This window comes from Ignavibacteria bacterium, from assembly GCA_013177855.1.
Classification (GTDB): Bacteria; Bacteroidota; Ignavibacteria; order Ch128b; family Ch128b; genus Ch128b.
This window is the reverse complement of the sequence record JABLYA010000001.1, coordinates 814,827-839,676: the sequence shown is the minus strand read 5'-3', so window position 1 is coordinate 839,676 and position 24,850 is coordinate 814,827. Positions and strand designations below refer to the sequence as shown.

The 24,850-nt window shown below is 31.0% G+C and carries 17 protein-coding genes; 1 reads left to right on the top strand and 16 read right to left on the bottom strand.

From position 1 onward, the window contains the following. Window positions 1-176: 176 nt before the first annotated feature. The 10 genes from HPY57_03535 to HPY57_03490 all read right to left on the bottom strand — a co-directional run bounded on the left by HPY57_03535 (window position 177) and on the right by HPY57_03490 (window position 16,388). On the bottom strand, window positions 177-1,019 hold the full coding sequence (locus HPY57_03535) for a hypothetical protein (GenBank protein NPV10842.1): 843 nt from the start codon (window positions 1,017-1,019) through the stop codon (window positions 177-179). Further along, the gene (locus HPY57_03530) at window positions 1,020-2,297 is read right to left on the bottom strand and encodes a T9SS type A sorting domain-containing protein (GenBank protein NPV10841.1); all 1,278 of its coding nucleotides are present in this window, start codon (window positions 2,295-2,297) and stop codon (window positions 1,020-1,022) included. Between the two features lie 14 nt (window positions 2,298-2,311). Then, window positions 2,312-3,895 (bottom strand): serine/threonine protein kinase, encoded by a 1,584-nt coding sequence (locus HPY57_03525; GenBank protein ID NPV10840.1) that lies wholly within the window; start codon window positions 3,893-3,895, stop codon window positions 2,312-2,314. Continuing rightward, complete coding sequence (locus tag HPY57_03520; protein ID NPV10839.1) at window positions 3,873-5,375, bottom strand: sigma 54-interacting transcriptional regulator; 1,503 nt, start codon at window positions 5,373-5,375, stop codon at window positions 3,873-3,875. Before HPY57_03520 ends, HPY57_03525 begins: the two co-directional genes overlap by 23 nt. Window positions 5,376-5,388: 13 nt before the next feature. Continuing rightward, the gene (locus tag HPY57_03515) at window positions 5,389-6,366 is read right to left on the bottom strand and encodes a hypothetical protein (GenBank protein ID NPV10838.1); all 978 of its coding nucleotides are present in this window, start codon (window positions 6,364-6,366) and stop codon (window positions 5,389-5,391) included. Between the two features lie 46 nt (window positions 6,367-6,412). Next, the gene (locus tag HPY57_03510) at window positions 6,413-7,300 is read right to left on the bottom strand and encodes a DMT family transporter (protein ID NPV10837.1); all 888 of its coding nucleotides are present in this window, start codon (window positions 7,298-7,300) and stop codon (window positions 6,413-6,415) included. Between the two features lie 228 nt (window positions 7,301-7,528). Then, window positions 7,529-11,143, bottom strand: coding sequence for a UvrD-helicase domain-containing protein (locus HPY57_03505; GenBank protein ID NPV10836.1), 3,615 nt, complete (start codon window positions 11,141-11,143; stop codon window positions 7,529-7,531). Further along, the gene (locus tag HPY57_03500; protein NPV10835.1) at window positions 11,143-15,027 is read right to left on the bottom strand and encodes a HAMP domain-containing protein; all 3,885 of its coding nucleotides are present in this window, start codon (window positions 15,025-15,027) and stop codon (window positions 11,143-11,145) included. Before HPY57_03500 ends, HPY57_03505 begins: the two co-directional genes overlap by 1 nt. A 5-nt stretch (window positions 15,028-15,032) precedes the next feature. Next, on the bottom strand, window positions 15,033-15,506 hold the full coding sequence (locus tag HPY57_03495; protein ID NPV10834.1) for a DUF4783 domain-containing protein: 474 nt from the start codon (window positions 15,504-15,506) through the stop codon (window positions 15,033-15,035). Window positions 15,507-15,560: 54 nt separating this feature from the next. After that, complete coding sequence (locus HPY57_03490; GenBank protein ID NPV10833.1) at window positions 15,561-16,388, bottom strand: hypothetical protein; 828 nt, start codon at window positions 16,386-16,388, stop codon at window positions 15,561-15,563. A gap of 389 nt (window positions 16,389-16,777) precedes the next feature. On the opposite strand from HPY57_03490, the gene HPY57_03485 reads away from it, so the two are divergent. Beyond that, window positions 16,778-19,285, top strand: coding sequence for an ATP-dependent Clp protease ATP-binding subunit (locus HPY57_03485; GenBank protein NPV10832.1), 2,508 nt, complete (start codon window positions 16,778-16,780; stop codon window positions 19,283-19,285). A 104-nt stretch (window positions 19,286-19,389) separates the two neighbouring features. On the opposite strand, the gene HPY57_03480 is transcribed toward HPY57_03485, so the two are convergent. Genes HPY57_03480 through waaF form a run of 6 tightly spaced genes read right to left on the bottom strand, consistent with a single transcriptional unit; the run spans window position 19,390 to window position 24,837 of the window. Next, window positions 19,390-19,998 (bottom strand): N-acetylmuramoyl-L-alanine amidase, encoded by a 609-nt coding sequence (locus HPY57_03480; GenBank protein NPV10831.1) that lies wholly within the window; start codon window positions 19,996-19,998, stop codon window positions 19,390-19,392. Further along, complete coding sequence (gene ispE / locus HPY57_03475; protein ID NPV10830.1) at window positions 19,992-20,807, bottom strand: 4-(cytidine 5'-diphospho)-2-C-methyl-D-erythritol kinase; 816 nt, start codon at window positions 20,805-20,807, stop codon at window positions 19,992-19,994. Before ispE ends, HPY57_03480 begins: the two co-directional genes overlap by 7 nt. After that, window positions 20,804-21,685: a homocysteine S-methyltransferase family protein gene (locus tag HPY57_03470; protein ID NPV10829.1), complete on the bottom strand. Its 882-nt coding sequence runs from the start codon at window positions 21,683-21,685 to the stop codon at window positions 20,804-20,806. Before HPY57_03470 ends, ispE begins: the two co-directional genes overlap by 4 nt. Further along, window positions 21,672-22,817: a glycosyltransferase family 9 protein gene (locus tag HPY57_03465; protein ID NPV10828.1), complete on the bottom strand. Its 1,146-nt coding sequence runs from the start codon at window positions 22,815-22,817 to the stop codon at window positions 21,672-21,674. The genes HPY57_03470 and HPY57_03465 overlap by 14 nt, the downstream gene beginning before the upstream one ends. Window positions 22,818-22,822: 5 nt before the next feature. Then, window positions 22,823-23,824: a glycosyltransferase family 9 protein gene (locus HPY57_03460; GenBank protein ID NPV10827.1), complete on the bottom strand. Its 1,002-nt coding sequence runs from the start codon at window positions 23,822-23,824 to the stop codon at window positions 22,823-22,825. A 2-nt stretch (window positions 23,825-23,826) separates the two neighbouring features. Beyond that, window positions 23,827-24,837 carry a lipopolysaccharide heptosyltransferase II gene (waaF, locus tag HPY57_03455; GenBank protein NPV10826.1) on the bottom strand — a complete coding sequence of 337 codons (1,011 nt, stop codon included), beginning with the start codon at window positions 24,835-24,837 and terminating at the stop codon, window positions 23,827-23,829. Window positions 24,838-24,850: the final 13 nt, after the last annotated feature.

Below are 24,850 nucleotides of genomic sequence, written 5' to 3'. Positions count from 1 at the left end.
CAACACCTCTTTATTTTTTCAATTAAAAGGCACTTTTTATGCCAGAGTAAAACTCCTTTTTTCCTTGTAAAAATTAAACAATTTTTTATGTATTTCCATCTTTAATTTTGATATCTGTTTTTGAAGCGAAAATTTTTCGCAGTCAGGGATAGTTTTTCGTAGGGTTAAATTTAAGTTTAGAACTTTATAGGAAGCGAAAAAGAGACTTTGATGGTGGAATAAGAATCTTCTGAACTTGATAAAGTTGGATAATGATTAGATTGAATGTAATAATTTTTTGAAATAAGAAAATCTACCTGCGAATAAATATATACGAACAATGTCAAAGCAATAAAGATATTTTTTAATTTGTAAGAAGAATTATACTTCGAGTATTTTTCTAAAATCAAATCTGGATTAATTTCATTCAAATAATCATTTTCTTTTTTCTTCGTATCAAAAATGTAATACACACTTGATATAAAAGATAATGTGAAAGTTCCTGAGAATAGATAGCCTTTAAAATTATTATTTAGATAGATATCGCCCCAACCAGGTAAAATTAAATTTCTCCAGAGAGCCTGTCTGTAAGAAGCAAATTCAGAAGAATATTTTCTTCTCTCTAAAGATAATAGAGAATCAATGTTGAGTGAATTATTTTGTTTTTCGGTTCTGTTCTCATTAACAAATTTTGATTTTAAGTCGTTGAAATAGGAAATAATTTTTGGCGAAACATTGATAGAATCCAGAGTAAAATTTTTGTCCAGTGTCAGAATCATTCTAAAGGATTGTTCGCTTGTTTTTATATCCCAAATAGTAAAACTTGATATTGCCTTGTAGTAGAGAATAACTAAAGAATCTTCGTGACTTAATTTTTTTTCATTCTTTAGAATTGAATCAGCAAGATTTATGACAGAGTTGTAATCAAAATTTTCAAATTTCTGTTTTAAAACTGTTTCAAAACTTGAAGAGGTTTGTGAAAAAGCTAAGGTTGAAAATTCAAAGACTAGAAAAATGATAACAGAAAATTTCTTAAACATTTACTTTAACAATACCATTTTCTTCGTGAGAGAGATTTTAGCGCTACTCAACCTGTAAAAATACACACCTGATGCAACCCGATTATTATATTCATCAGTACCATCCCAAACAATTTTATATTCACCACTTTCCAGTTCACTATTAATTAGAGTTTTGATGCGGTTTCCAAAAATATCAAAAATTTCAAGAAAAACCTTTGATTTTTGCGGAATTCTGAAGCAAATTGTGGTGCTGGGATTAAATGGATTTGGATAGTTTTGGTCAAGTGAAAAATCATTTATCACATTTGGTGAATCTTCAACATCCGTTAGTAGGTCAAGTTTTTCAACATAAGGTACAGTTTCATCGAATTGATTTTCACCACCGAAAACATAGATAGAATTTTTATAACGAACTGCTGCAAATTCTTTCCTTGCATATTTTAAACTCGGTCCATATTCAATTGAAAAGTAATTGCCGAATTGAGTAAAAATTTCGGTTGTTTTCAATGCTTTGAAATATTCATTGTAACCGCCAATGATTAAAATTTTGGAATCGTTTATTTGAACTGCCTCAGAGCCAGCTCTTGACTGGAGTAAATTGATTGGCAACCTGTTCAAAGATTTATTAATTATATCAAATCTATAAATTCGGTTGAGAAGTCCAGTTGAAACACCTCCGAAAATAAAAGCATCCGAATTCATTTTACATATTGCTTGATGGAATGGAATTTCGGTGGTGCCCGGGAGTTTTTCCATTACAAAAACAATTGAATCTTTTATCACATCGTATTCAATTAAATAATTAAGTTTAGTAGTATCCATATGAACAGGAATTTTTTTCCCGCCTAAAACAAACAGTCTATTTTCTGTTAAAAAGCCGGAGGAGAATCTTCTGTTAAAAATTGGATTATATCTATAAATGTATGGTAGAAAATTTTTTTTCCAGATCTCAAGTGAAAAGTAATCTAAATTAGTTGGTGCTCGGTAGACTCCGCCAAAAATAATTAAGCTGTCATGTAATTTGCCCGCAAAGAAATTTGTTCTCTTAAATTTTGTATTTCCGATTATCCGCCACGAGTTTTGCTGTGGATTGAATTCTTGAATTAAATCAATGGGCATATTCAAAGAATCAGAAAAACCACCAATTATTAAAATTACAGAATCCATCACAACAGCACGGTGGCCTTTAACTGGAACAGGCATCCTGCCAATTTCCTGCCATTGAAGATTCTGACTGAAACTTTCAACAGCAATCAGTAAGACAATCAAGTATGTATAAATTAACTTTCTCATCATTCTAAATAAGTCAATTATTGTGCCAGTGTTTTGACATTATTAAAGTTTAACCGATAAATTAGAGTTTCACCTTTTTGTAAAAAAATTGTATCAATAAAATATCCAAATTTTGGATTATGAAAAGTTAATATTTGTTTCCCCGGATTTAGAATCACAGGTTTTTGAAAAGGGGATGTACCATAATTTTTATTGTTAATTTTCACTTCACCCCAGGGAATAATCTGAAATTCAATGTATCCAAAATTTTCATAAAAGTTAAAATCCAATTTCAGCAGTTTATCAGGTTGTATTTCAATTGTTTGATCTATTGGTGGAAAATTTGGATGAATAAGTTTCAATTGATATTTGCCTGTTTTAAGTTTTATGGGTTTTTGTAATGGAGTAGTTTCTATCTTTTCATCATTGATGTAAATATCAGCCCAGGGTGAACAGGTTATGAATAATTCACCATCTGAATTTACCGTATTAAGTTCAGTTTGATTTGACTCGTTCAACTTTTGTGTTGAGATGAGTTTTTCGTTTTTGGTGTCTTCGATTTGTTTTTGATTTTTCAATAATTGTTCTGAAATTTTTTGATCAGATGGAGTATTAGGAACTACATTAAATATAGGATTTTCTGCTAATGAAGGTTCTTTTGATTTTTCTTTTGCTGATTTCTCAATAAAGAAAATTACACTCACTGCTAAGATTAAGATAATACTGAATGATAAAACGATTGGTGTTGAAAATTTTAATTCAAATTTAGTTTTGTCTTTTGAAGTTAAACTTTTTTCAAAAGCCAAGTCTGCGTCATTTGAAATTTCAGAGATTGATTTATATCTCTTATCAATTGATTTTTCAAGGCATCGAAGAATAATTTTTGACCACTTTTCTGGAACATTAATGAGTTTTTGTTCGAGAACTTCTCTGTCTAAGAAAAGAATGTTATTGATTGTTGTTGTGATGTCTTTACCAATGAAAGGATTTGATCCGGTCAGCATTTCAAAGAGAATAATTCCCAAAGAAAAAATATCACTTGAAGCTGTTAATTCCTCACCTCGAATTTGTTCTGGTGACATATAACCTGGTGTTCCGACGATAGATTCTTTCCTCGTTACCTGAACCTCATCTTCACTTAATGCAAGTCCAAAGTCCGCTATTTTAACTTTAAGATTCGAATCAATTAGAATGTTGTCGGGTTTCAAGTCTCTGTGAATAATTTTTTGTGAATGTGCATAATCAAGCCCTGAGAGTATTTGAGCAACAATGATTTCAAATTCATTTAAATCAAGTTTTTTCTTTTTCAAAAAAATTCTAAGTGATTCTCCCTGAAAATATTCAAATGAAATATAAAAGTAGTTTTGATATGTGCCGAAATCGAGAACTTTAATAATGTTTGGGTGATCAAGTTGTGCGAGTATTTTTGCTTCTCTCTTAAAACGATGTAAGATTGTTTGGTCTGTTAAATTTGATGTATCGAGAGATTTTAAAATAATTTTCTTATTCAAATAGATATGATTTGCAAGATAGACACCAGTTTGTGAATCCTTTTTCAAAGTCTCGACAATTTCAAATTTTTCGAAAAGGGTTTTTAATTCACTCATCTTCTCTAAATTCATTTGAATTGATTTCTTTTAATTTCATCTGAACCCATCTTACCGAGACTCCAAGCGATTTAGCAGTTTGAGTTCGATTCCCGTCATATTCTTTTAATCGTTTCAATAGTAAAAGTTTTTCGAAATCTTCAAGTGTTCCTTTAAAGTCCAGCAGATTTTCTTCGTCTTCTATGATAATGTGTTCAGGTGTCAGCTGATTTGAATCGCATAAAATAAGGGCTCGTTGAATTACATTTTCAAGTTGACGAACATTACCGGGCCAATAAAAATTTTCTAACTTTTTCATAGCTTGTGGTGTAATTGTAATTTCCCGATTTGAGTATTTTTTAATGAAATGATGTGCCAGAAGAGGAATATCACTTCTTCTTTCTCGAAGCGGTGGAATTTCAATTGGAAAAACATTCAATCGATAAAATAAATCTTCCCGGAATTTGTTCTCATTGACAAGCTGCTTCAAGTCTTTATTTGTTGCTGCAATTATTCTGACATCAACTTTAATTGGTTTGGTATCGCCCAATCGAGTTATTTCTTTGTTCTGCAAAACTCTCAATAACTTTGCCTGAAGTGCTGGAGAGATATCAGCAATTTCGTCGAGGAAAAATGTTCCGCCATCTGCAACTTCAAACAAACCTTTTTTATCTGAAGTAGCGCCTGTAAAAGCTCCTTTCTTGTAACCAAATAATTCGCTTTCAAGCAAAGTGTCAGGAATCGAACCGCAAAATTGAGCAATGTAAGGTTTATCTTTTCTCTGACTTAAATTGTGAATTGATCTTGCGACAAGCTCTTTTCCAGTTCCACTTTCACCTAAAATTAAAACTGTTGCGTCAGTTGAAGCAACTTTGTGAATTAATTGAAATAGTTTTTTAATTGCGGGGCTATCACCAACAATCTCAGGAATTTTTTGTGTTGATTGCAGCTGATTTTTAAGATAAAGATTTTCTTTTTCAAGTTTTTGCAGATTCAAAATTTTATCAAGTGCGAGAGAGACAAGATTAGAAAAGAAATCTAAAAAGATAAGATTCTCTTCCGTAAACTCTTTACGATTTATTTGACTATCGACAAGAATAACTCCCCAAACATTACCGTCCTTAATAATTGGAACACCAAGTACTGATTTTATTCTATGAATTTGAACACTATCAAATTGTGAGAGAGAAGGGTCACTTTGAACATCGTGGTAAAGAAATGGTTTTTTGTTTTGAACAACTTTTTGAAGTATTCCAGACGAAAATGATGATAAATCTTGAATTGATTCTTTCTTCACATTTCTTGCAGCAATAATTTCAAAATCATTTTTCGCTGTATCGTATTTTGCAAACAAACCTCTTTCGGCATTTACAACATTTATGACAAGATCCAATGTTTCATCTATCAGACCTTCTTCGTACTCGAGAGAATTAAGTTTTCGACTAATATTATAAAGCAATTCGAATTGCTCTCGAGTTATAGATTTTATCTTTTTAATTTCTTCAACTAATGCCATCTTAATTTTAAATTTATTTTACAACAAATGAACCAGGTTTAGAACGAGCTCTATTTAAAAATTGATCAACACACCAGACAACCCAAAAGTAGTTTCCAGCTGGTAAATTCGCATCAACCTGAACTCCTGTTTCTTCCATTGAAATATTATCTTTTGACCAAATTGTTCGTGGAGGAAATTCGTCATTCAATATCTCAACTGAATAAGAAAATTTAAATCCTGGATTAAATCTCCTCCATTGTAAATAAGGTTTCGATGAGACAGTATCATTATTCAAAGGTGTTTCAAGAATAATTTCATTTTTTATAATTCGATTAAGTTTTTCTTCTCCGACTTTAAAGATATCCTCCGAAAAATCTTTTACATAGATATTGAATTTTAACCCAATAATTTCAGAGAAATCGTCCACATTAAAATCGAGCTCGTCAAAGGTTCGTTCATAAAATCTGGATTGTGAATTATATATCAATGAAAATTTAGATTTAGTCAGTGGATTTTCGATTAATACTGAGTCTATATCATTGTCACGGTCACTAATCTTAACTCTAATGTTCAAGGTAGTTGACTGTAAATTTGGATATTGGTTTAATAAAACAGAGTAAAATTCAATACTATCAATTACAGGAATTTGATTGAGAAAAAATTCTTTATAAAACTTAGTTGAATTCCAGACTACAAAAACTGAATCTTGTTTGTATCCATTAATTATTACTTTTAACCAGCCATCTTTGAGATTGCTTACATCAATTTTAAAGTAACCATTGGAATTTGTCAGAGTAGCTTTGTTTTCATTTTGCCATATTACAAGAGCATTTGGGATTGAAATTCTTGGTAATGAATAGGAATAAACATAACCCTCTATGCTGTAAGATTTTTTTGAAGGATTTTGCGGATCAAGTGGGTTTATATGTGGTGCATCACAGCTAAAATTCAGCAATGAAAAAATAATAATTGTATTAATCGTAAAAAGAAATTTGTAAATCTTAGACATTTTGTTTGTAGTTCAAAATTATATCAAATATAATTTATTCATTTAATTAATTTCTTAAAAACAATATCGCAACACCAAAGACAGCTATAAACGCACCAACCACCGCACGAAAGTTTAATTTCTCATTATAAAAATATTTTACCAAAGGAAGCATAATAACAGGCGGTAAAGCCATTATAGTTGATGCAATTCCTACCTTTGTGTGCGAGACAGCTATCAAACTAAAAGTAATTCCTAAAAATGGTCCTGCGATTGAACCGCCGACAGTTAACAGAAAAGCTTTCGGATCTTTTTGAAATACAATTATTGGATTTTTAAACTTTTTCATTATAAGCGAAACTGGCAACAAGATTGAAATTGATGCAAAAAGTCGTATGAAGGTAGCGACGAATCCATTCAATGAATTATTTGATTCTAAAAAAGCGTTTTTCGCCAGGACAAGTCCAATACCCTGACCGACTGATGCAAGAAATGCAAAAAATAATCCTAAATAATTAATTCCATTTTCTTGTTTTCCGTTTTTGTCATATACTACAAGCAAAATCCCTGAGAGAGTTACAGTCATTCCTATAATTGTTAAAAAACTTAGTTTCTCTTTAAGAAGAAAAAATGCCAGTACCGCTGCAACTGCAGGGGAAAGCGACATTATAAGCATACTGATTCTTGCACCAATTTCTCTATAAGCAAGGAATAAAAATGTATCGCCGAAGGTCAATCCAACAAAACCGCTTAAACCGAGAAATAAAATTTGTCGTGCGGTAAGTGATAAATCAAATCCAAATAAAAAAATGACTGTTGAAAGAAAGATTAAAGCTATAATTTGTCTTGAAACATTAAGTTGAACGCTTCCAATTCGTGAAACTGCATTTGCAAATAATAATGATGTAATTGACCATAAGAATGCTGTTAATAATGCTGAAAGTTCACCTATCATACTCTACCAATTTTAATTAATCGACTTGCAATTTAATTTTTTTGAAGTTCAGATTTTATTGATATAAGAAATGCGAATATTTAATGATGCTTAAATGACAAAATACATTTATTCACTCTTTCATCATAAACAGGAAAGATTATCAACTTAATTTTTTGATTCTTAGAAACATTTGCTTATAAATAGTGAAGAAAGAAATTGCAATTAAATAACAAAAGTTGAAGCCATTTAAGAACTGGTTCTCTTTAAGATACATTTTGAATTGATGGAGTATTCACATTTGGGGCAGTTATTTTCATTAAGTTCGAATTTGTTAATATTTAACTTTTCAAGTAACGCTTCAAACTTCATTTTTATTTGTAATAATTCTTCTTGTGTAAATTTCTTTTCAAAAGGTTTCTCTGGATAATTAATGAAATATAAAATCAAATTGATCTTATCAGTATTGAAATAGATTGAAGATATTAAAGCATAAAATTCCATCTGGTTTAAGTACTCTCTGACTTTTGCATTGTAGTCTTCTTCTTCGAAACTGTCTGTTTTGTAATCGATGATCGTAATTTCATTATCATTCAAATTCAGTCTGTCAATTATTCCGAGTAAAATGTGATTCTTAAATTTTACTTTTATTTCGAATTCCCTATATGAATTTTGATGATTAAGAATATTAACAAAATTATCTTCATCAAAAAGCTTCTTAAGTTTTTCTAAAACTTCGGACTTAAATTTCCCCCTGATCGATTCGGGATAAGGTAATAGAATTTCTTGAAGTATATTTTCAGCTTCTTTTAAATCTGCTTTGTTCAATTTTTCCATCAGTTGATGAAATATAAGTCCAAAGTCAGCACCTGAAATTTCATCATCTTCAATTTTTTCTGAGAGATAAGTTTTATGTGGATTGTAGCCAATGATAAATTTTAGCAGATACTTTGCGGGACAGAATTGATAGACATTTAATTGAGTTGCTGTGAAAATTTCATTATTAAATCCTGTCTGAATTGGATCAATTTGAATTATTAAATTTTTTTGCTGCGAAATTTCATTTTTACTTTGTCCGATAGTTTCGATTGTTTGAACTGGCAAATCTTTCAAAACTTCAATTTTAAGATCGAAAGCTTGCTCGAACTCGACTGGGTTATCGTTTTCAATTTTTAGAAATTTCAATTTAGTTGGAATTGTCAGGTTATTATTTTCATTAAAATTCATTGGTGGAAGATTGCTTAATAAGATATTCTTAAAGCTAAATGTTTTATCGGATTCATTGCTTTCAAAATTATGTCTGAATGAAATTACTAATTTTTCTGTCGCACGAGTTAAAGCTACATAAAGTAATCTCAATTGTTCATTGTAATCAATACCATCGTTAATTTTTGTTCCAAAGAAAGATGAAAGTGTATGAATGTTTTTGCCTTTGTCCTTTTCTTTTGATTCGTTTAATTCTTTATTGAAGATTTTAAAGCAAAAGCCAAAGTAATCATTGATAGAGATTTCACCGAACCGATCACTCTGCCGTTTCAAATTATTTTCAAAGTTAGGAAGAATGACAATTGGAAATTCAAGACCTTTTGCTTGATGCATTGTCATTAATTGAACACTGCCACGAATTTCACTTATTACCGCCTCAGCTGTTTGCTCCTTTTCAAATGCTTCTTTAAAATAATCAGAGAAAGTTCGCAAATCTTCTAATCCGCTTGAAATAAAACTGTGAGCATAATTAATAAGCTTTTCAATATTTGCGATGATCTGAAATTTTTTTGGATGACCATCGATCTTGCCGTAGTAATCTGTATCAATTAAAATTCTCTGCAATAACTCAGGTAAACTATATCTTGAAGCAATTTGAATATGGTGATTTAGTAGCGAGTAAACTTCTTTGATCAGATTATTGTCATTATTATTCGCTGCAATCTTCAACCTTTCAAAATAAGAAAGTCTATTGTTTTCAAGAGCTAAACCAAGAATCAAATTATCGCTTAAAGAAAAGAATGGTGAACGAAGAATTGCAATTAGTGAGTCATCGTTTTTAGGATTGGCAAGGAAGTTCAAGTAATTTAACCAGTCTCGTATTTCTTCTGATTGAAAATATCCTCTTCCACCGCTTACAACGAAAGGAATTCCTTTTTTAATAAATACATTTTCATAAGATTTCATTTCTCGGTTTGTTCGGAAGAGCAGGGCGATATCGCCGAATTCTATTTTTCTTGTTTTCTGTGTTTGGCGATCAAAAATTTCTTTTCCTGAGTTGACTAAATCAAGAATGTAATTAGCGACATTTTCACTTTGAAATAGATTATCTTTATCATCTTTATCAAGCTTGCTTACTAAAAAAAGAATATTTTCATCAGAAAAAGTTTCTCGCCCTACCTGTAATTCAGAATATTCAACTTCCTGATGATAATTTATCTGAGAGTTTGTTTGTTGAATAAATAATCTTGAAAAGATTTCATTTACAAATGAAGCAATGGAAGGTGTTGATCTAAAACTTGTGCTGAGTGTAACGACACCTTTTTCACCAGACTGAGTGTAACGATCAGAAATTTCTTTTTTGAAATTCTGAAATACACTTAACTGTGCATTTCGAAAACCATAGATACTTTGCTTCTCATCACCTACGACGAAGACATTATGTTCATCGTCAAAGTCATTTGTGATTTTTTTAATAATGTTAAATTGAATTGAATCGGTATCCTGAAACTCATCTACAAGAATAAATTTAAAACGATTGGATATCTCTTTCTTAACTTTTTCATTCTCAAGAAGTTTGTCAGCAAGGATCAATAAATCTTCAAAATCTAAAACGCCTTCCAGGATTTTATATTCTGAGAATTTCTTTTTTGCAGTATTATAAATATCAATCAAAGATTTAATGTGATTAAATCTCGTTTCTTCAAGGTTAACAGAAAAGTCTACTTTATCATAAAAATCAGAAATCTCAGAAATGATTTTCTGAAATTGAAAAACTGCTGAACTTTCATCGAAATTTTTGAAAACAGATTTTCTAATTTCAAACTTTTGAGTGAGAATTATAGAGCATATTAATCCTATAATCCTCTGTAACTTCGAAAAATCGTAATCATTTAGAAATGAATTCAAACTTGAGATGATTTCATCAATCCCATCCAATATTTCTTGTTTTTTATTTGCCGTTATTTCATTCTTGATTAATGGTAGAAGTTTTAGAGCATCTCGAATTTTTCCTTCATAAATCGACTTAAAATAAGTTTCTGCCTCTTGTTTAATTTTTTTAAGATAATCTTGAAAATCGAATTGACCATTACTTAAATAAATTTTTTCAATTAATTGATCGGTGAAATATCTTTTTTCAATTAATCTCTTTAAAAATTCAATCGAATTTTCTTTCCCAAACATTCGTAGTAGATCACGAACTCCCTGATCATCTCTGTCTAAAAATTCAATTAGAGTGTCCTCAACGCTTTTTTCGATTAATTCTATTTTTCGTAAGTCATCAATAATTTCTGTGGAAGGATCAATTTCAGCTTCAATTGGAAATTCTCTTAAAAGATCAAAACAAAAAGAATGAATTGTTGAAATTTTTGCGGAAAGGATATGCTCTCTGAATTCTTTTAATTTTTTGTGATGTCTCGGATCTATGGTTTCTAAAATTTTATCAAGCTCATTTGAAATTTTGTAGACAAGTTCAGAAGCAGCTTTTTCGGTAAAAGTAATTGCTGCAATTTCTTTGAACTTTATATCTTTATTGAGAATTGTATCGATAAATCTTCTGGTCAGGATAAATGTTTTGCCTGAACCAGCATTTGCTGTAACGATTGTATAAATATTCAGATTGAGTGCTTTGAGCTGCTGTTGAGTTAGAACGTGCATTAGTTTTCTGATTTAATTTGTGGAATTGCAATCATCACAATTGTGCCTTTTCCAACTTCGCTCTTGATCTCAATAGTCCCATTGATATCAGTTAAAATTCTTTTCACGATTGGCAAACCCAATCCAGCTCCTTCTGTTTTAGTTGAAAAGTTAGGATCGAAAATTTTGTCCAAAAGTTCTTCAGGAATACCTGAGCCGTTATCTTCAATGTTGATAAAACAATAATTAGCGTCTTTGTAAAGTTTTATTTTAATTTCAGTCGAATTTGCCTGAACAGAATTTTTTATAATATTGATGAAAACTCTTTTAAGCTCTTCTTTATCTGCATTAACAAAGAATGTTTCATTCGGAACTGATTCAAATTCAACTTTGGTTTCTGCAGAGAATAAATTAATAACCTCTTTCAAAATTTCTTCAAGATCACATTTGATGATTTTTCTTTCTGGCATTCGGGCAAAATGAGAAAATTCATTTGTGATTTTTGTAAGAGTTTCAATTTGTTCGATTAAAGTAGTTGAGACTTTTCCAAAAATTCGTGCAAATTCTTTGCGGTTTTCTTTATAGAGAAACTGAAGATGTTGTAGTGATAATTTCATTGGGGTAAGCGGATTTTTAATCTCATGGGCGACTTGCTTTGCCATTTCTTTCCACGCTTGCTCTCTTTCAATTCGGGCTAAATTTTTACGAGATTCTTCTAAATCAGAAATCATTTTATTGAAAGCTTCAATCAAATCGCCAACTTCACCGCTTTCTTTTGGCTCGAGTTTAACACTAAGATCGCCGCTTGAAACTTTTTTCGTTGCTTCAGTTAATTCCGAAATTGGTCGGGTTAATTTTTCGAAGAATAAATTCCCAAAAAGGAAGATTAATAAAAGCGTTAATGAGTATGCACCAAAAATGAAAGTATCAATTTGTCCAAGCTCTCTTTGAATTTTTTCGTGTTGATAAAGAGTCGGAACTGAAATAATTAAATTTTCATTTTCAGAGTTTACCTTTTTATAACCAACCAGATATTGATAATCTGAAATATACTCAAAATCAAAAGTGTAATTTTTATTTTCTATAATTAAACCATCAAATACACTTGCGGATATTGAATTGGGGAAAAATCCAATCTGATAAAGTTTATTTTGAGTTGAATAAACAAGCTCATAATTTTTATAGATATTGAAATCAAGATTTATTTTTTGACTTAAGTTAGATAATTCATTGAAATTAGTTTTAGGATTTAATTGAAGACTCAAGATATCGAGATCTTTTTTCAATTCATTAGAAAGATAATTTTTCCATCTCGTCATTTCAGATTCACGGGTGAAATAAGCTAAAATTATAATTGGTATTAGAGTTACAAAAAACAAGCCGATGAAAAGTCGGGTCTTAAATTTTAATATGAACCTGTAACCTTTTATCACAAGAATTAAAGTTCCAATCATTAAAATAATCAGCGAAATAATTATATGAACAAGTATGAATTTGAAAAGGGTAAACAATACTAAAATAAAACTGTCCTTTGGAATGCTTACCGTAATTAATTCTATTGGTTGGTTTGAGTTATAAATTAAAATGTAAGTTTGATATTTTTTTGAATCAATTTGTTCTTCAAGCCACAACTCGAATTTGTTGTCAGTTAATGCGTTGTTGATTAAACCTGCATCTATTTCTCTTGTTAGAGGAAGTTCATCACCTTGCAAAAGCTCGAGTTGATTGTTTTTATATACATAAACGACAGCATCAGGTAAAAGATTAAACGGGTTTTTTTCATACTTGATATTTTTGAAAAGTGTATTCGATACAGCGGGTTGAAAATTTTCCTGACTTAGTCTGATTACAACTCCACAATAACCAACAATTGTATTTTTAAACTTTATTGGGATCACCCCAAACAAATCATTTGGTGAATGAGATTTTATCAAAAAGATTGTTAGTTCATTTACAAGCTTTGGCTCAAAATATTCGCTAAGATAATCGGGTTCACTCATTCCAAAACCAAATGAGCCTAGTGGTTTGCCATATTTATCAAATAGGAATAGATAAGAGTTTAATCCCTCGTCGCTTAAGATACTATTAATCCACAGACGATAGGCTAAGAAATTAAAATCAGAATTATTGTAGCCTGCTCCAGATTCGATGTAGAAAAGTTTACTCAGTTCTATATCTGTCCCGATTTGCGCTAAGGTTTGATTGAGTGCAAAGTTTATAATTTTTTCTCTTGGTTTTAAGAGTTCACTTGCAATAGTTTTCTGTAATTCTTTCTTCTGTTCTTCATTTTTCTCATAAATAAAAATTGATGAAAAAATCGATGAGCAGATGAGAATCAAAAAAATAGTTCGAAAAGTAAAGATTGTAGTTTCTTTAAGTGAGTAGTATGCAATTAAAACTACAGTAATAATAAGCAAAAAACTTGTAAGTATGCTGTATTGAGGATTACTATCAGAGAGATAAAAAATCAAAACAGGAATAATTAATGCAAGAAGAATAATTAGATTTGTTCTTAATTTATCTTGAACATTCAAAAATCTGAGCGATCTATAAACTATGTAAACAACGAACATTAAATAAAGCACGAGTGAAATTCCTGTTGCAAATACTGAATAATAAAGTATCAGATGAATTGGATCTGGGATAAGGGAAGGTTGTTCGAAAAATTTGATTGTAGAATCAAACACAAAACTTCTAAAAGATGCACCGAAACCTCTTAATACCGCAGGACTAATAATTACAAAAATCAAGGCTGGAAAGATGGCTAAAATTTTATTTCGAAATTTCGTTTCTTGGTGATTGTTGTTTTGTTCCAGCAAATGCATTTTATAAAGAACAAGAATGATTATTAAGTTTAGTGAGAGGACTGAGGCTGTGATAAATAACTCGAGTGGGGATTTTACAAGACCAAATAAAAACCTCGATGCATAAATCGATGGATTAACAATATTCCCTTCAAGAATTGAAGCTGGAAAATCTAAAATTAATAAGACAATTCGATAGAGCCAGAATAGAACACTCACTGCTAACGCTTGAATCAATCGTGATTGGATTGAAGCTAAATCTTTAAATAGTGAATAGATTAAAATTGATAGAATGATGAGAAAAATAATTTTTTGAATTTGTCCGAAATCTGAGCTGAGCTTTTGAAGGTAAATTAATTTTTCAGGTTTTTGAATAGAAACGTAAAACGCTGTTTTACCATTTAGAAATTTAATTGGTTTGAAAGTTAAAGCACTATTCGAAAGCTGATCTGTCTTGAATGAAAAATAAATTGTATCCAGAAGAATAGAAACTTTTAGATTAAGTTTTTGAGTGAAAAAATTGACAAGAGAATTTTGTTGAATAAATTCATTCCTGATTTGGTAATCTTCTTCAAGCTTTTCGAATGACAAAAGATAAAAGACATCATTCTCATCAGCGATTTTTTCACCATAAACCAGATAAGTTCTAAAATTTTCTTTGACTAATTGAATGTTATTCAGATTATCAATAATTAAATTTTTGTCCAGAGTTTTTAGGAAATCAGACCAGGCAAATGAATTGAAGCTCGAGTCAAAAATCTGATGCGAAAAGTCGTTGTCTTTTAGTTGGATTAAGATTTTAAAGACTTCATCTTGCTTTTTAAAGAATGATATACTATGGTCGAGCAGTATAGGGGATAATTTGTCTTTTATAAAATTATTTTCTTTTATTAACTCGTTTTGTTTTTCATCAAAATATTTCTGAATTGTTTTAGCAGAATTCTCAATTTTATCCTCAACAAATGTTTCCCAATTTTCATCAACATAACTTTGATAATAAGGGAAAATTAAAGCGGATAAAATGAGAAGCAAAAAACCAGAAATGATTAATAGCTGAAGTCTGTTTTCTTTAAGAAATAGTCGAGATAAGTAACTTCTCATTAAATTCAGTTAATTGAAATTTGAGTGATTTCCCATTTCGAGCCGTTCCAGTTCAGATTCAAATAAACTTGATATGTTTCAATTGAACCTTTGAAACGACAAAATAATTTGCCAGAGAGATAAGGCATCGATCCTTCCATCATTCTTGAAATTATTTGAAAATTAATAGGCGAATAAATTCTAAAAAAATTATCAATTAAGTAATAAGCTTGATTGCTTGAATGATATCCCCGTTCACCCGACCTTAAGCTGAGATAAATTTGAGGAGCAAAATGCCTTGAGATTTTATTGATATCGCCGCTGCTTAAACCATTAATTATGTTTTCAAATTCAGTTTCAGGAAGAGGAAATGACTTTTCGATTTTCTGATTTTCCTGAGAAAATTGTTTTATAATTTTAGACCTTTTCTGTGCGGCCAGGTCACTGACCAGTTGTGTAAACATTAAACAGATAATCATTAAATAAATTTTCGTTCTCATACCATTTTTAAGTTATATAATTTTAGAATTATTTAGAAATCAAAACAGAAAAATTTAATTGCGGTTGCTAATTCTATCGAAAGTTTTTTGTTTCTTCATATCCCTCTGACCAGTTTTTAGATTTGGTGAAATTTTCAGTTCACGATTCCCTTCAACAAGCTGGTAAGCCCAATCAAAAACTACTCTTTCATTACTTAAATACTTTACTCTAAATTTTGCAAAATGATTATCATATGTCCATACTACATAAGTATGTCCGACATAAAGTCTTACATCCTTAGTGGGACTCCAGCCAGAAATAGGAGCTTTATCAATCTCGTATAAATCGTTTGTATATCCCATATCCTGAATATCGGTATCATCGTAAACGACCATATAATATTTACCATTGTCGTTATCGAAAAACATATCGCAGTTATCATCATTGTAAGGCACAACCGAGTAATTTGAAAAATCATAGCCCGAATTGTTTGGAAATCTTCTAAAGTCAAAAATCACTTGATTGTATCCTTCAGGTCGAGGCGTATCATAAACAATATCGGTTGAAAGTTCACTTTCATTCCCAGAATAATCTACAGCCGTAAGAGCATAGTAGTAAGTATTTCCATTCCTTGCAGTATAATCAACAAAGTAATTGTTTGAAGTAAAACCAATGAACTCGTATCTGCCATAATAGGAAAAACTTCGGTAAATATTATAACCATCCAGATCTTTTTCAGAATTGTGCTGCCAGTAAAGCTCGACTATGTTATCACCAGTAATTGAATAAATATTTTTGGGCGGACTTGGCGGAATGTTATCACGGTAATTAGAAATATCAGTTTCGATAATGCAGCCAGAGAATAAAAGGGAAATCAGGATTATTAAAGATTTTGCTTTCATTTTTCTAACCTTTTTCCCAAAAATCAGCAAAGATTATACCTTAAATTTTTGTGATTTTTAGCTTATTTTTGAATGTATTGTAAAAGGCTCAGTACATTTTTTTGGACAAATTCGAAGGAACTGACTCATTATTAAGTAGAAGAATTTATCAATTAAAGAAATGTTTCGAAAATAAAGTCCAGAAGGTCGAACATTAATAAATTAATTATTGTTTAATAGTGTGAAATTCTTTGATAAAGCCTTGAAAATATGAACAATTCGAGATTTAATGAGTAAAAAAGGTCAAGATTTAGAACTAATAAAATATATGCTTGAATAGTTATTACTATTTGACTAAATTTCAATAGATAATTTGCAAACTAATTTTAGAGGAAAGGAAAAATTCAGATATGGAACCGAATTATTCAAATAGAGCACACGATGTAATTAGAATAAGTCGAGAAGAAGCCTTGAGGCTCGGTCATGATTATATTGGAACCGAGCATCTGCTTCTTGGAATTATTAAAGAAGGTGAAGGAATTGCGATAAAGATTTTAAAAAATCTTGGTGTTGATTTACATAAACTTAAAAAAGCTATTGAAGATACAGTAAAATCAACTGGTGGAACTTTAACGATTGGAAATATTCCATTTACTAAATCTGCTGAGAAAGTTTTAAGAATTTCTCAGATTGAAGCAAAAATTTATAAATCAGAAGTTATTGGAACAGAACACCTTCTACTCTCATTACTTCGTGATGAAGAGAACATCGCCTGCCAGATTTTACATCAATTTAATGTTAATTATGAAGCAGTTAGAGCTGAATTAAATAATATAATTAGCGGTAAATCAGGATATAATGATTTTATACCACCTATGGGAAAAGCTGAGAAAAAAGTTGAAAGAACAAGAACACCTGTTCTTGATAATTTTGGACGAGATTTAACAAAACTGGCTGCTGAAGATAAGCTTGATCCAGTTATTGGTCGTGAAAGAGAAATTGAAAGAGTTGTACAAATCTTAAGCAGACGAAAGAAAAATAATCCAGTTTTGATTGGTGAACAGGGTGTTGGTAAAACAGCTATTGCCGAAGGACTTGCTCTTCGAATTGTTCAAAAGAAAGTTCCGAGAGTTTTGTATGATAAACGAGTTGTTACGCTTGATTTAGCTGCTCTTGTTGCAGGCACTAAATATCGTGGACAATTCGAAGAGAGAATGAAAGCCTTAATGAATGAGCTCGAAAAAGCTAAAGATGTAATTTTATTTATTGATGAATTGCATACGATTGTTGGTGCTGGCGGAGCTTCTGGTTCACTTGATGCTTCAAATATGTTTAAGCCGGCACTTGCAAGAGGGGATTTACAATGCATCGGTGCAACAACTCTTGACGAGTATAGGCAATATATTGAGAAAGATGGTGCATTAGACAGAAGATTTCAAAAAGTTTTAGTTGAGCCAACTACTGTCGAAGAGACTATTGAAATTCTAAGAAACATTAAATACAGATACGAAGAACATCACAATGTTCGTTATACCGATGAAGCAATTAAAGCTTGTGTAATTCTAAGTGATCGATACATTACTGACCGCCATCTTCCAGATAAAGCAATTGATGTGCTGGATGAAGCAGGAGCAAAAGTAAGACTAAATAATATTGTTGTGCCTCAAGAAATTTTGGATCTGGAAGAGGAGATAGCTCAAATTAAACAGAAAAAAATTCAGGTTGTGAAGAGTCAGAATTACGAAGAGGCTGCTAAATTGAGAGATATGGAACAAAGACTGCAGGCTGAGCTTGAGAGATTAAAAGAACAATGGGAAATTGAATCAAGCACAATTGTTCATGAAGTAACCGAAGAAGATGTTGCACAGATTGTTTCTATGATGACAGGTATTCCTGTAACAAGAGTTGCTCAATCTGAGTCTGAAAAGTTACTGCATATGGAAGATTATTTGAAGCAATATGTTGTCGGTCAAGATGAAGCAATAGAAAAAATTTCAAAAGCCATAAGAAGAGCTCGAGCAGGCTTAAAAGATCCTAAGAGACCAATTGGAAGCTTTATTTTCTTAGGTCCAACTGGTGTTGGTAAAACTGAACTTGCCAAAGTCCTTGCTAAATATTTGTTTGATTCCGAAGATGCTCTTGTGAGAATTGATATGTCAGAATATATGGAAAAATTCTCGGTGAGTAGATTAATTGGTGCACCTCCGGGATATGTTGGTTATGAAGAAGGTGGACAGTTAACGGAAAAAGTCAGACGAAAACCTTATTCTGTAATTTTACTTGATGAGATAGAAAAAGCTCATCCCGATGTTTTCAATATTTTACTCCAGGTTCTTGATGATGGAATTCTGACCGATGGACTTGGTAGACGAGTCGATTTCAAAAATACAATCATTATTATGACTTCAAATATTGGAACAAGAGATATTAAAAAAGTTGGGAAAATGGGATTTGGTCAAAAGGAAGTTGAAGATGATGATTATGAAAAAATGAAAGAAACAATTGAAGATTCGATGAAAAAACTTTTCAATCCCGAATTCCTTAATCGTATCGATGATTATATCATATTCCATAAATTAACGAAAGAACATATTAACCAGATTATTGATATTAAGTTGCGCGATATAACGGCAAGATTAAAAAATCAGGGCTTCAAGCTTGTATTGACTGATGCAGCAAGAAATTTCCTTGTTGAAAAAGGTTATGATCCTGTATTTGGAGCAAGACCTTTGAACAGAGCTTTGAGAAAATATCTTGAAGATCCTGTTGCAGAGGTAATGCTTAAGGGAATTGTTAAGGGGGCCTCAATCTTTCTTGTTGATCATATTAGTGGTCAAGACGAATTAACATTTACAATGACAAACTCGGAGGAATTACCTTCTGAGGATAAAGAGATTGAGGAAAAAATAAATCCCTGAGTGTTGACCTCTGCGAATAAAAGGCTGCCAATCTGGCAGCCTTTTTTGTTTTAAATCATTTGAAACAGGAATCCAAATTTGTTATTTGATTAGTTCGAACAAATCTATTCTTTAATTTTTTTCTTTACATCGTCAATGATTTTTCTACTTTCAATAAATTGATAGATATTATCTCCAGGGCAATCTGTTTCATTGGGTTTGCAATAATCTCTGTGGCCACGAATCGAATCAGGACTTATTTGATATTTTTTACAGAGATGAGTAATTAGATTTATTAGTGAATTGTATTGATCAGCGTTTAATTTTTGGCTTTTATGATATTCGCCAATAATCGAGATTAAAATATGCCCTTCAGGATTGTATGAAGTATTTGTTTCTCCTGCGGTAAAAATATTTCTGCCTTCAATAATATTTCCAAATCCATCGATAAAAAAGTGATATGGTACATCTGCCCATTTCTTTTCTCCCATTCCCCAGATTTGGATATTTTTAATGTGTCTAAAAGCAAGGCTATCCTGCGGGAAATATGTTCCTTCGTGATGAATGGTTATTCTAACTGTTGTATGTGATTTGAAAGGTTTAGGATAATTGGCTCCCCAAGTATTTCTTGGATGAATAATGATTTTATTTTCTTTCGCAATAAAGTTAGTTGAACATCCCGAATAAAGAATGAAAGATAAAATGAATATTGTTTTGAATAAATTTTTTAGCATATAAACACTCGAAAGTTTTTAAAGTGATTAATTACCAAATCGACCTCAGAGTTCGGTTCAAATAAACCATAAATTGCTGAGCCGCTCCCTGATAATAAAGCAAATACAGCTCCTAATTCAAGAAGCTGATTTTTAATTGCTCTTAGTTCAGGATAAACTGGAAAGACAATTTCTTCAAAATCGTTTGTAATTTTATCTCTATGTTTTTCGAAATCCTGAGCTGTTTTGATCAGAGAGAGTTCAATTGCTTTTTTCGATGATTTGAAATTAGAATACGCCCAGGCTGTTGAAATTTTCACTTCTGGAATAATTAATATAATTTTATAGTTCAATTTGAAATCTGGTAATGGTTGAAGAATTTCACCTCGACCTTCAGCATAAGCAGGTGATTTTAAGATAAAAAATGGAACATCACTTCCAACTTTTGAAGCGAGACTTAGTAAAGTTTCGTTTGATAATTTCAATTCAAAAATTTCATTTAAGGCAATGAGTGTGATGGCAGCATTAGAACTTCCACCACCAAGACCAGCAAAAACAGGGATTGTTTTTTCGAGTTCAATTCTTATATCCAAAGGTTTTTGAACAAATTCAGACAAAACATTTTTAGCTTTATAAATTAGATTCTTCTCATCAACAGGGATTGATGGATCTGAACAAACAATTTCAAAAATTTTCGATTCCTTGAATATCAGTCTATCAAAGAGATTGATGGGATAAAAAATTGTTTCGATATTATGGTATCCATCATCTCTTTTCGAAACGATGTTTAATCCGATATTAATTTTGGCAGGGGAAAGATATTCTTTCATAAACTGTCAACAATTTTTCTTATAAGTTTTATGTCGTTTGGATTACCACCACAACAAACACCAATTACTCTGACACCATTATCAATCAATTTTTTTACAAAATCATTCAATTGACTATCAGTAAAATCACGAACAAGTTTTCCGCTTTGAAATGATTCAATCGATCCCAAATTAGGATAAACTCCAAATGGCTTGAATTCATTTAAAATTTCTAATGCTTGAAGGATAAACTCAGGTCGAGAACAATTTAGTGAAATAAAATTCGGCTCATAATTAAAAATCATTTCAATAGTTTCTAATAAATTCTGACCGAAAAAAGTTTTTAATTCAGAGTTGATTAAAACACTCACGGCAAAGGGAAAATGAAACTCTTTGCAAATAGAACAAACAATCTCAATCTCTTCTTTATCACCAAATGTCTCGTTTAATATAAAATCAACACCGGCTTCGATTAAATATTGAATGTGTAAGTAGTGATTTTCGATTTGTTCATCTTTTGACATTATTCTTTTCGTAAGATAACAATCATCCGCTGGGGCATTTGAGCCTGCAATTAAAATTTTTTTATTAGCCGCATTAATACTTTCTTTTGCAAGCTGAACAGCTTTTCTAACTAATTCCTGAGATGAATAATTTGTGCCGCTTAATTTAACAGCATAAGGATTTGTTCGAAATGTGTTTGTTGTAATTATATCAGCGCCTGATTGGATATATTCATTATGAATTTTTTTGACTTCTTCTGGATTATTTATCAATGCAAGAGCAGACCACAATTTTGAGCCTAAGTTTACTCCTCTCTCAATCAGTAATGTACCCATTGGTCCGTCAAGCACTAACGGTTTATTTAAATTCAAAAAGAAATTTCTATCGAGCTGCATTTTTAATTTCTCGATGAAACTTATGCACTTCTCTAATCATTCCTTCGAGATCTATTCTTTGAATGCATTCAAGATTATAAGGACAGACTTTTTTCCAGCAGGGCGAACATTCAAGATCTTCTTGATAAAATTTTCTACCATAGTCGTAAAGGTCAATTTCAGTCCAGCAGCTGACACCAAACCAGACAATCACATATTTCCCGAGCCCGATAGATGCATGCATTCCAAATGAATCACCAGTTATAACAACATCACAAGCATCGATATAACATAGTCCTTTACGCAAACCTTCTGTTGTTGGAGTTAAAATTGCTTTATCTCCAACAAGTTCTTTGATTTTTTGATTTCGTTCAGTGTCTTCAGGTCCGCCTAATAAAACCAGTTTGTATTCAGGGAATTTTGATAATTCATTAATCAGATAGACGTGTTGTTCAATTGTCATTTTCTTATTTGGATAAAGATTTGAACAACCAGTATTAAATCCAACGATGGTTTGATCAGGATGATCTAAAATTTTACTTCGGAAATCTCTCACGAAATTTTTTTCTTCATCAGTGAGATTAAGAATATAACGGTCACGTTGATAATCGTTATTCCATGTTTCGGCTAAAATTTCCTGTCCTGTTTTTTGATTGACTCTGAACTTCAAATAATCATCAATGCCGAGTAAATAATTATAATCAGCAAAAGCGTTCTCTGGGACTATCTTTCCATCTTCATTAAGAGTAAAACCATATTTTTCTTTTGCATTGATAGATTTGTGCAAACCGCACGATCTCTGAGATTTGTCGGCATTTAATACAATATCAAATTCCATTTGTTGAAGTATCAGTATATTTTCAAAATTCCATTCGAGTGGATAATCGATTAGTGGATTGTGTAACAGAAGCGGGAAAGCATTTTTGAGTGTGATCCAGAAAATAGTTGATTCTGGATATTTCCTTTTTAATCCAGGTAATTGAGCGGTTGTCATTATCACATCGCCCATTGCATCAAGGTTAATGATTAAAATATTCTTTCCAATAGGATTATTTTCTTTGCATCCATTTTCAAGACAATTGTAGTAAGGAAAGCAAGGTTTATAACCAGAAAAATTTTTGCATTTCGGAATTTCAAAACGAGTTTTTTCCATTCATATCACCAGTTTAGTTCTTGAATTAAACTTTCGAGTGCTTTTTCAATTTCTGAAACCGAAATTGATTTTATTTCTTCAGATGATGATTTAATCGCTCTAAATTTTGTCTTGTAAGGTGCAAAACTAATAAAATTCCAATCCACATTCGGATAGAGAGCAATTACAGGAACTTGAAATGCTGAGGCAATATGTACAGCAGAAGTATCGGGAGTAATAAGGAGATCAGAATTTTTGATCTTTGCCGCAAAATGTTGGAATGATGTACCTTCAGAAAAAATTAAAAATTGCTTATCGATTGAATTAATGATTGAATTAGCTTCATACTTATCAGCTGGATCGTATAGAATCAAGTATTTGAGAAAAGGGAATCTGGTTTTCAGTGATTGTATTAATTCAATCCATTTTGTGGAAGGATATTTTCTTATATCCGCACTTGCCGATATGTTAATTGAGATAATTTTGCTGTGCTCTCTAATTTTTGAGAATTGTTGATTGATTGAATTATTGATTTCAGGATCAAGATAGAGCTCAAGTTTTATTTGCTCTGGATTTATTTCAAGTCCGCTTGAACTGAGTAAATAAGCATATCTATCAATAAGGTGCATTTTGTCTTTGCCAGGATAAGCAACTGGAATTGTCAAAAATCTTTTTTGCTTTTTAAAATCAAATCCAAGTTTGTGTTGTGCTCGGGTTATTGACAATAAAATTGAGGAAGTTGTTGATGGATTGTCATTTAAATCAATTATTAAATCGTAATTCTTGAAATACAAGGGTAAAATTTTTAGCAATGAAAAAACATTTTTGTTAACAAAATAAATTTTATCTAAAAAAGGATTACATCGCAGGACATCTTTATTTTTTTTTAGCGTTATTAATTCAATCTTTATCTCAGGATTGGTTTCTTTCAAAACTCTGAATACAAAGGATGAAATTATTATATCACCGATCCTACCAATTCTTAAAATCAAAACTTTGTTAATTTGATTATAGTTAATTTTAATCATTTTTAATTCTTAAAAATTAGATCAAGTTTTTCAATTACAAGCTCTGGATTTAGATCAATCATACATTCATGATTGCGATTACATTCTCTCAAATTACATTGAATGCATTCCAAATTTTCATTTCTGACCCAAAAACAATTTTTACCAAATGGACCATGTGCATAAGGATTTGTCGGACCAAAAATTCCAATAGTTGGGATGCCAATTGCAGCAGATAAATGCATTGGACCAGAATCATTTGCAATAACTGCTCGACATTTTGATATTAGAGCCACCATTTCTCGAATTGATGTTTCCTTAGCGAGATGAGAGATATTGGAAGTCAATTCATAAATTTTTTGTGCGTCTTGCTTATCTTCATTTCCGTAAAGTATTAAAAATTCAGATTGGAATTTTTGATGTGCAAGCTGACAAATTTCAGCGAATTTTTCTGGTTCACATCTTTTTGAACTCCAACCGCCTCCGGGAATTATGCCGATGCAATTTTCTGAAATTTGATTCGAAACAAAATATTTATCAGCAAAATTTCTCTCTTCTTCAGTAATAAAATACAGTAATTCTTTCTGATCACTTCGAAAGTTTAAAATCTTCAAAAACTCAAGATGCGCCAGAGCACTGTGTAAATTTGGATCAGTCAATTTCACTTTCAAGTTGTAAGCATATTTTCTACCGCGTTTATCATATCCAATTTTGATTTTAGCTCTTGTCAGAAATGTGAACTGAGCCGTTCTTGGATTTGAATAGAAATCAAAAATTATATCGTAGTTTTCCTTTCTCAATCGATTGATCAATCTTAAATTTTCAAAAAAAGAATTTTTGAACTCATAGATTTTAGTGATGTAAGGATTAAATTTTAAAATTGGAGAAGCAAAACTTTCGGTTAAATAATGAATTTTGCAATCAGGGATTTCATTCTTCAAATTCTTTAAAACGATTGTGGAAAGAATTAAGTCACCAATTCCTCTAGGCTTGATGATTAAAATCTTTTTGATTGTATTTTTGTTTATAGTCATACAATTTTTAACT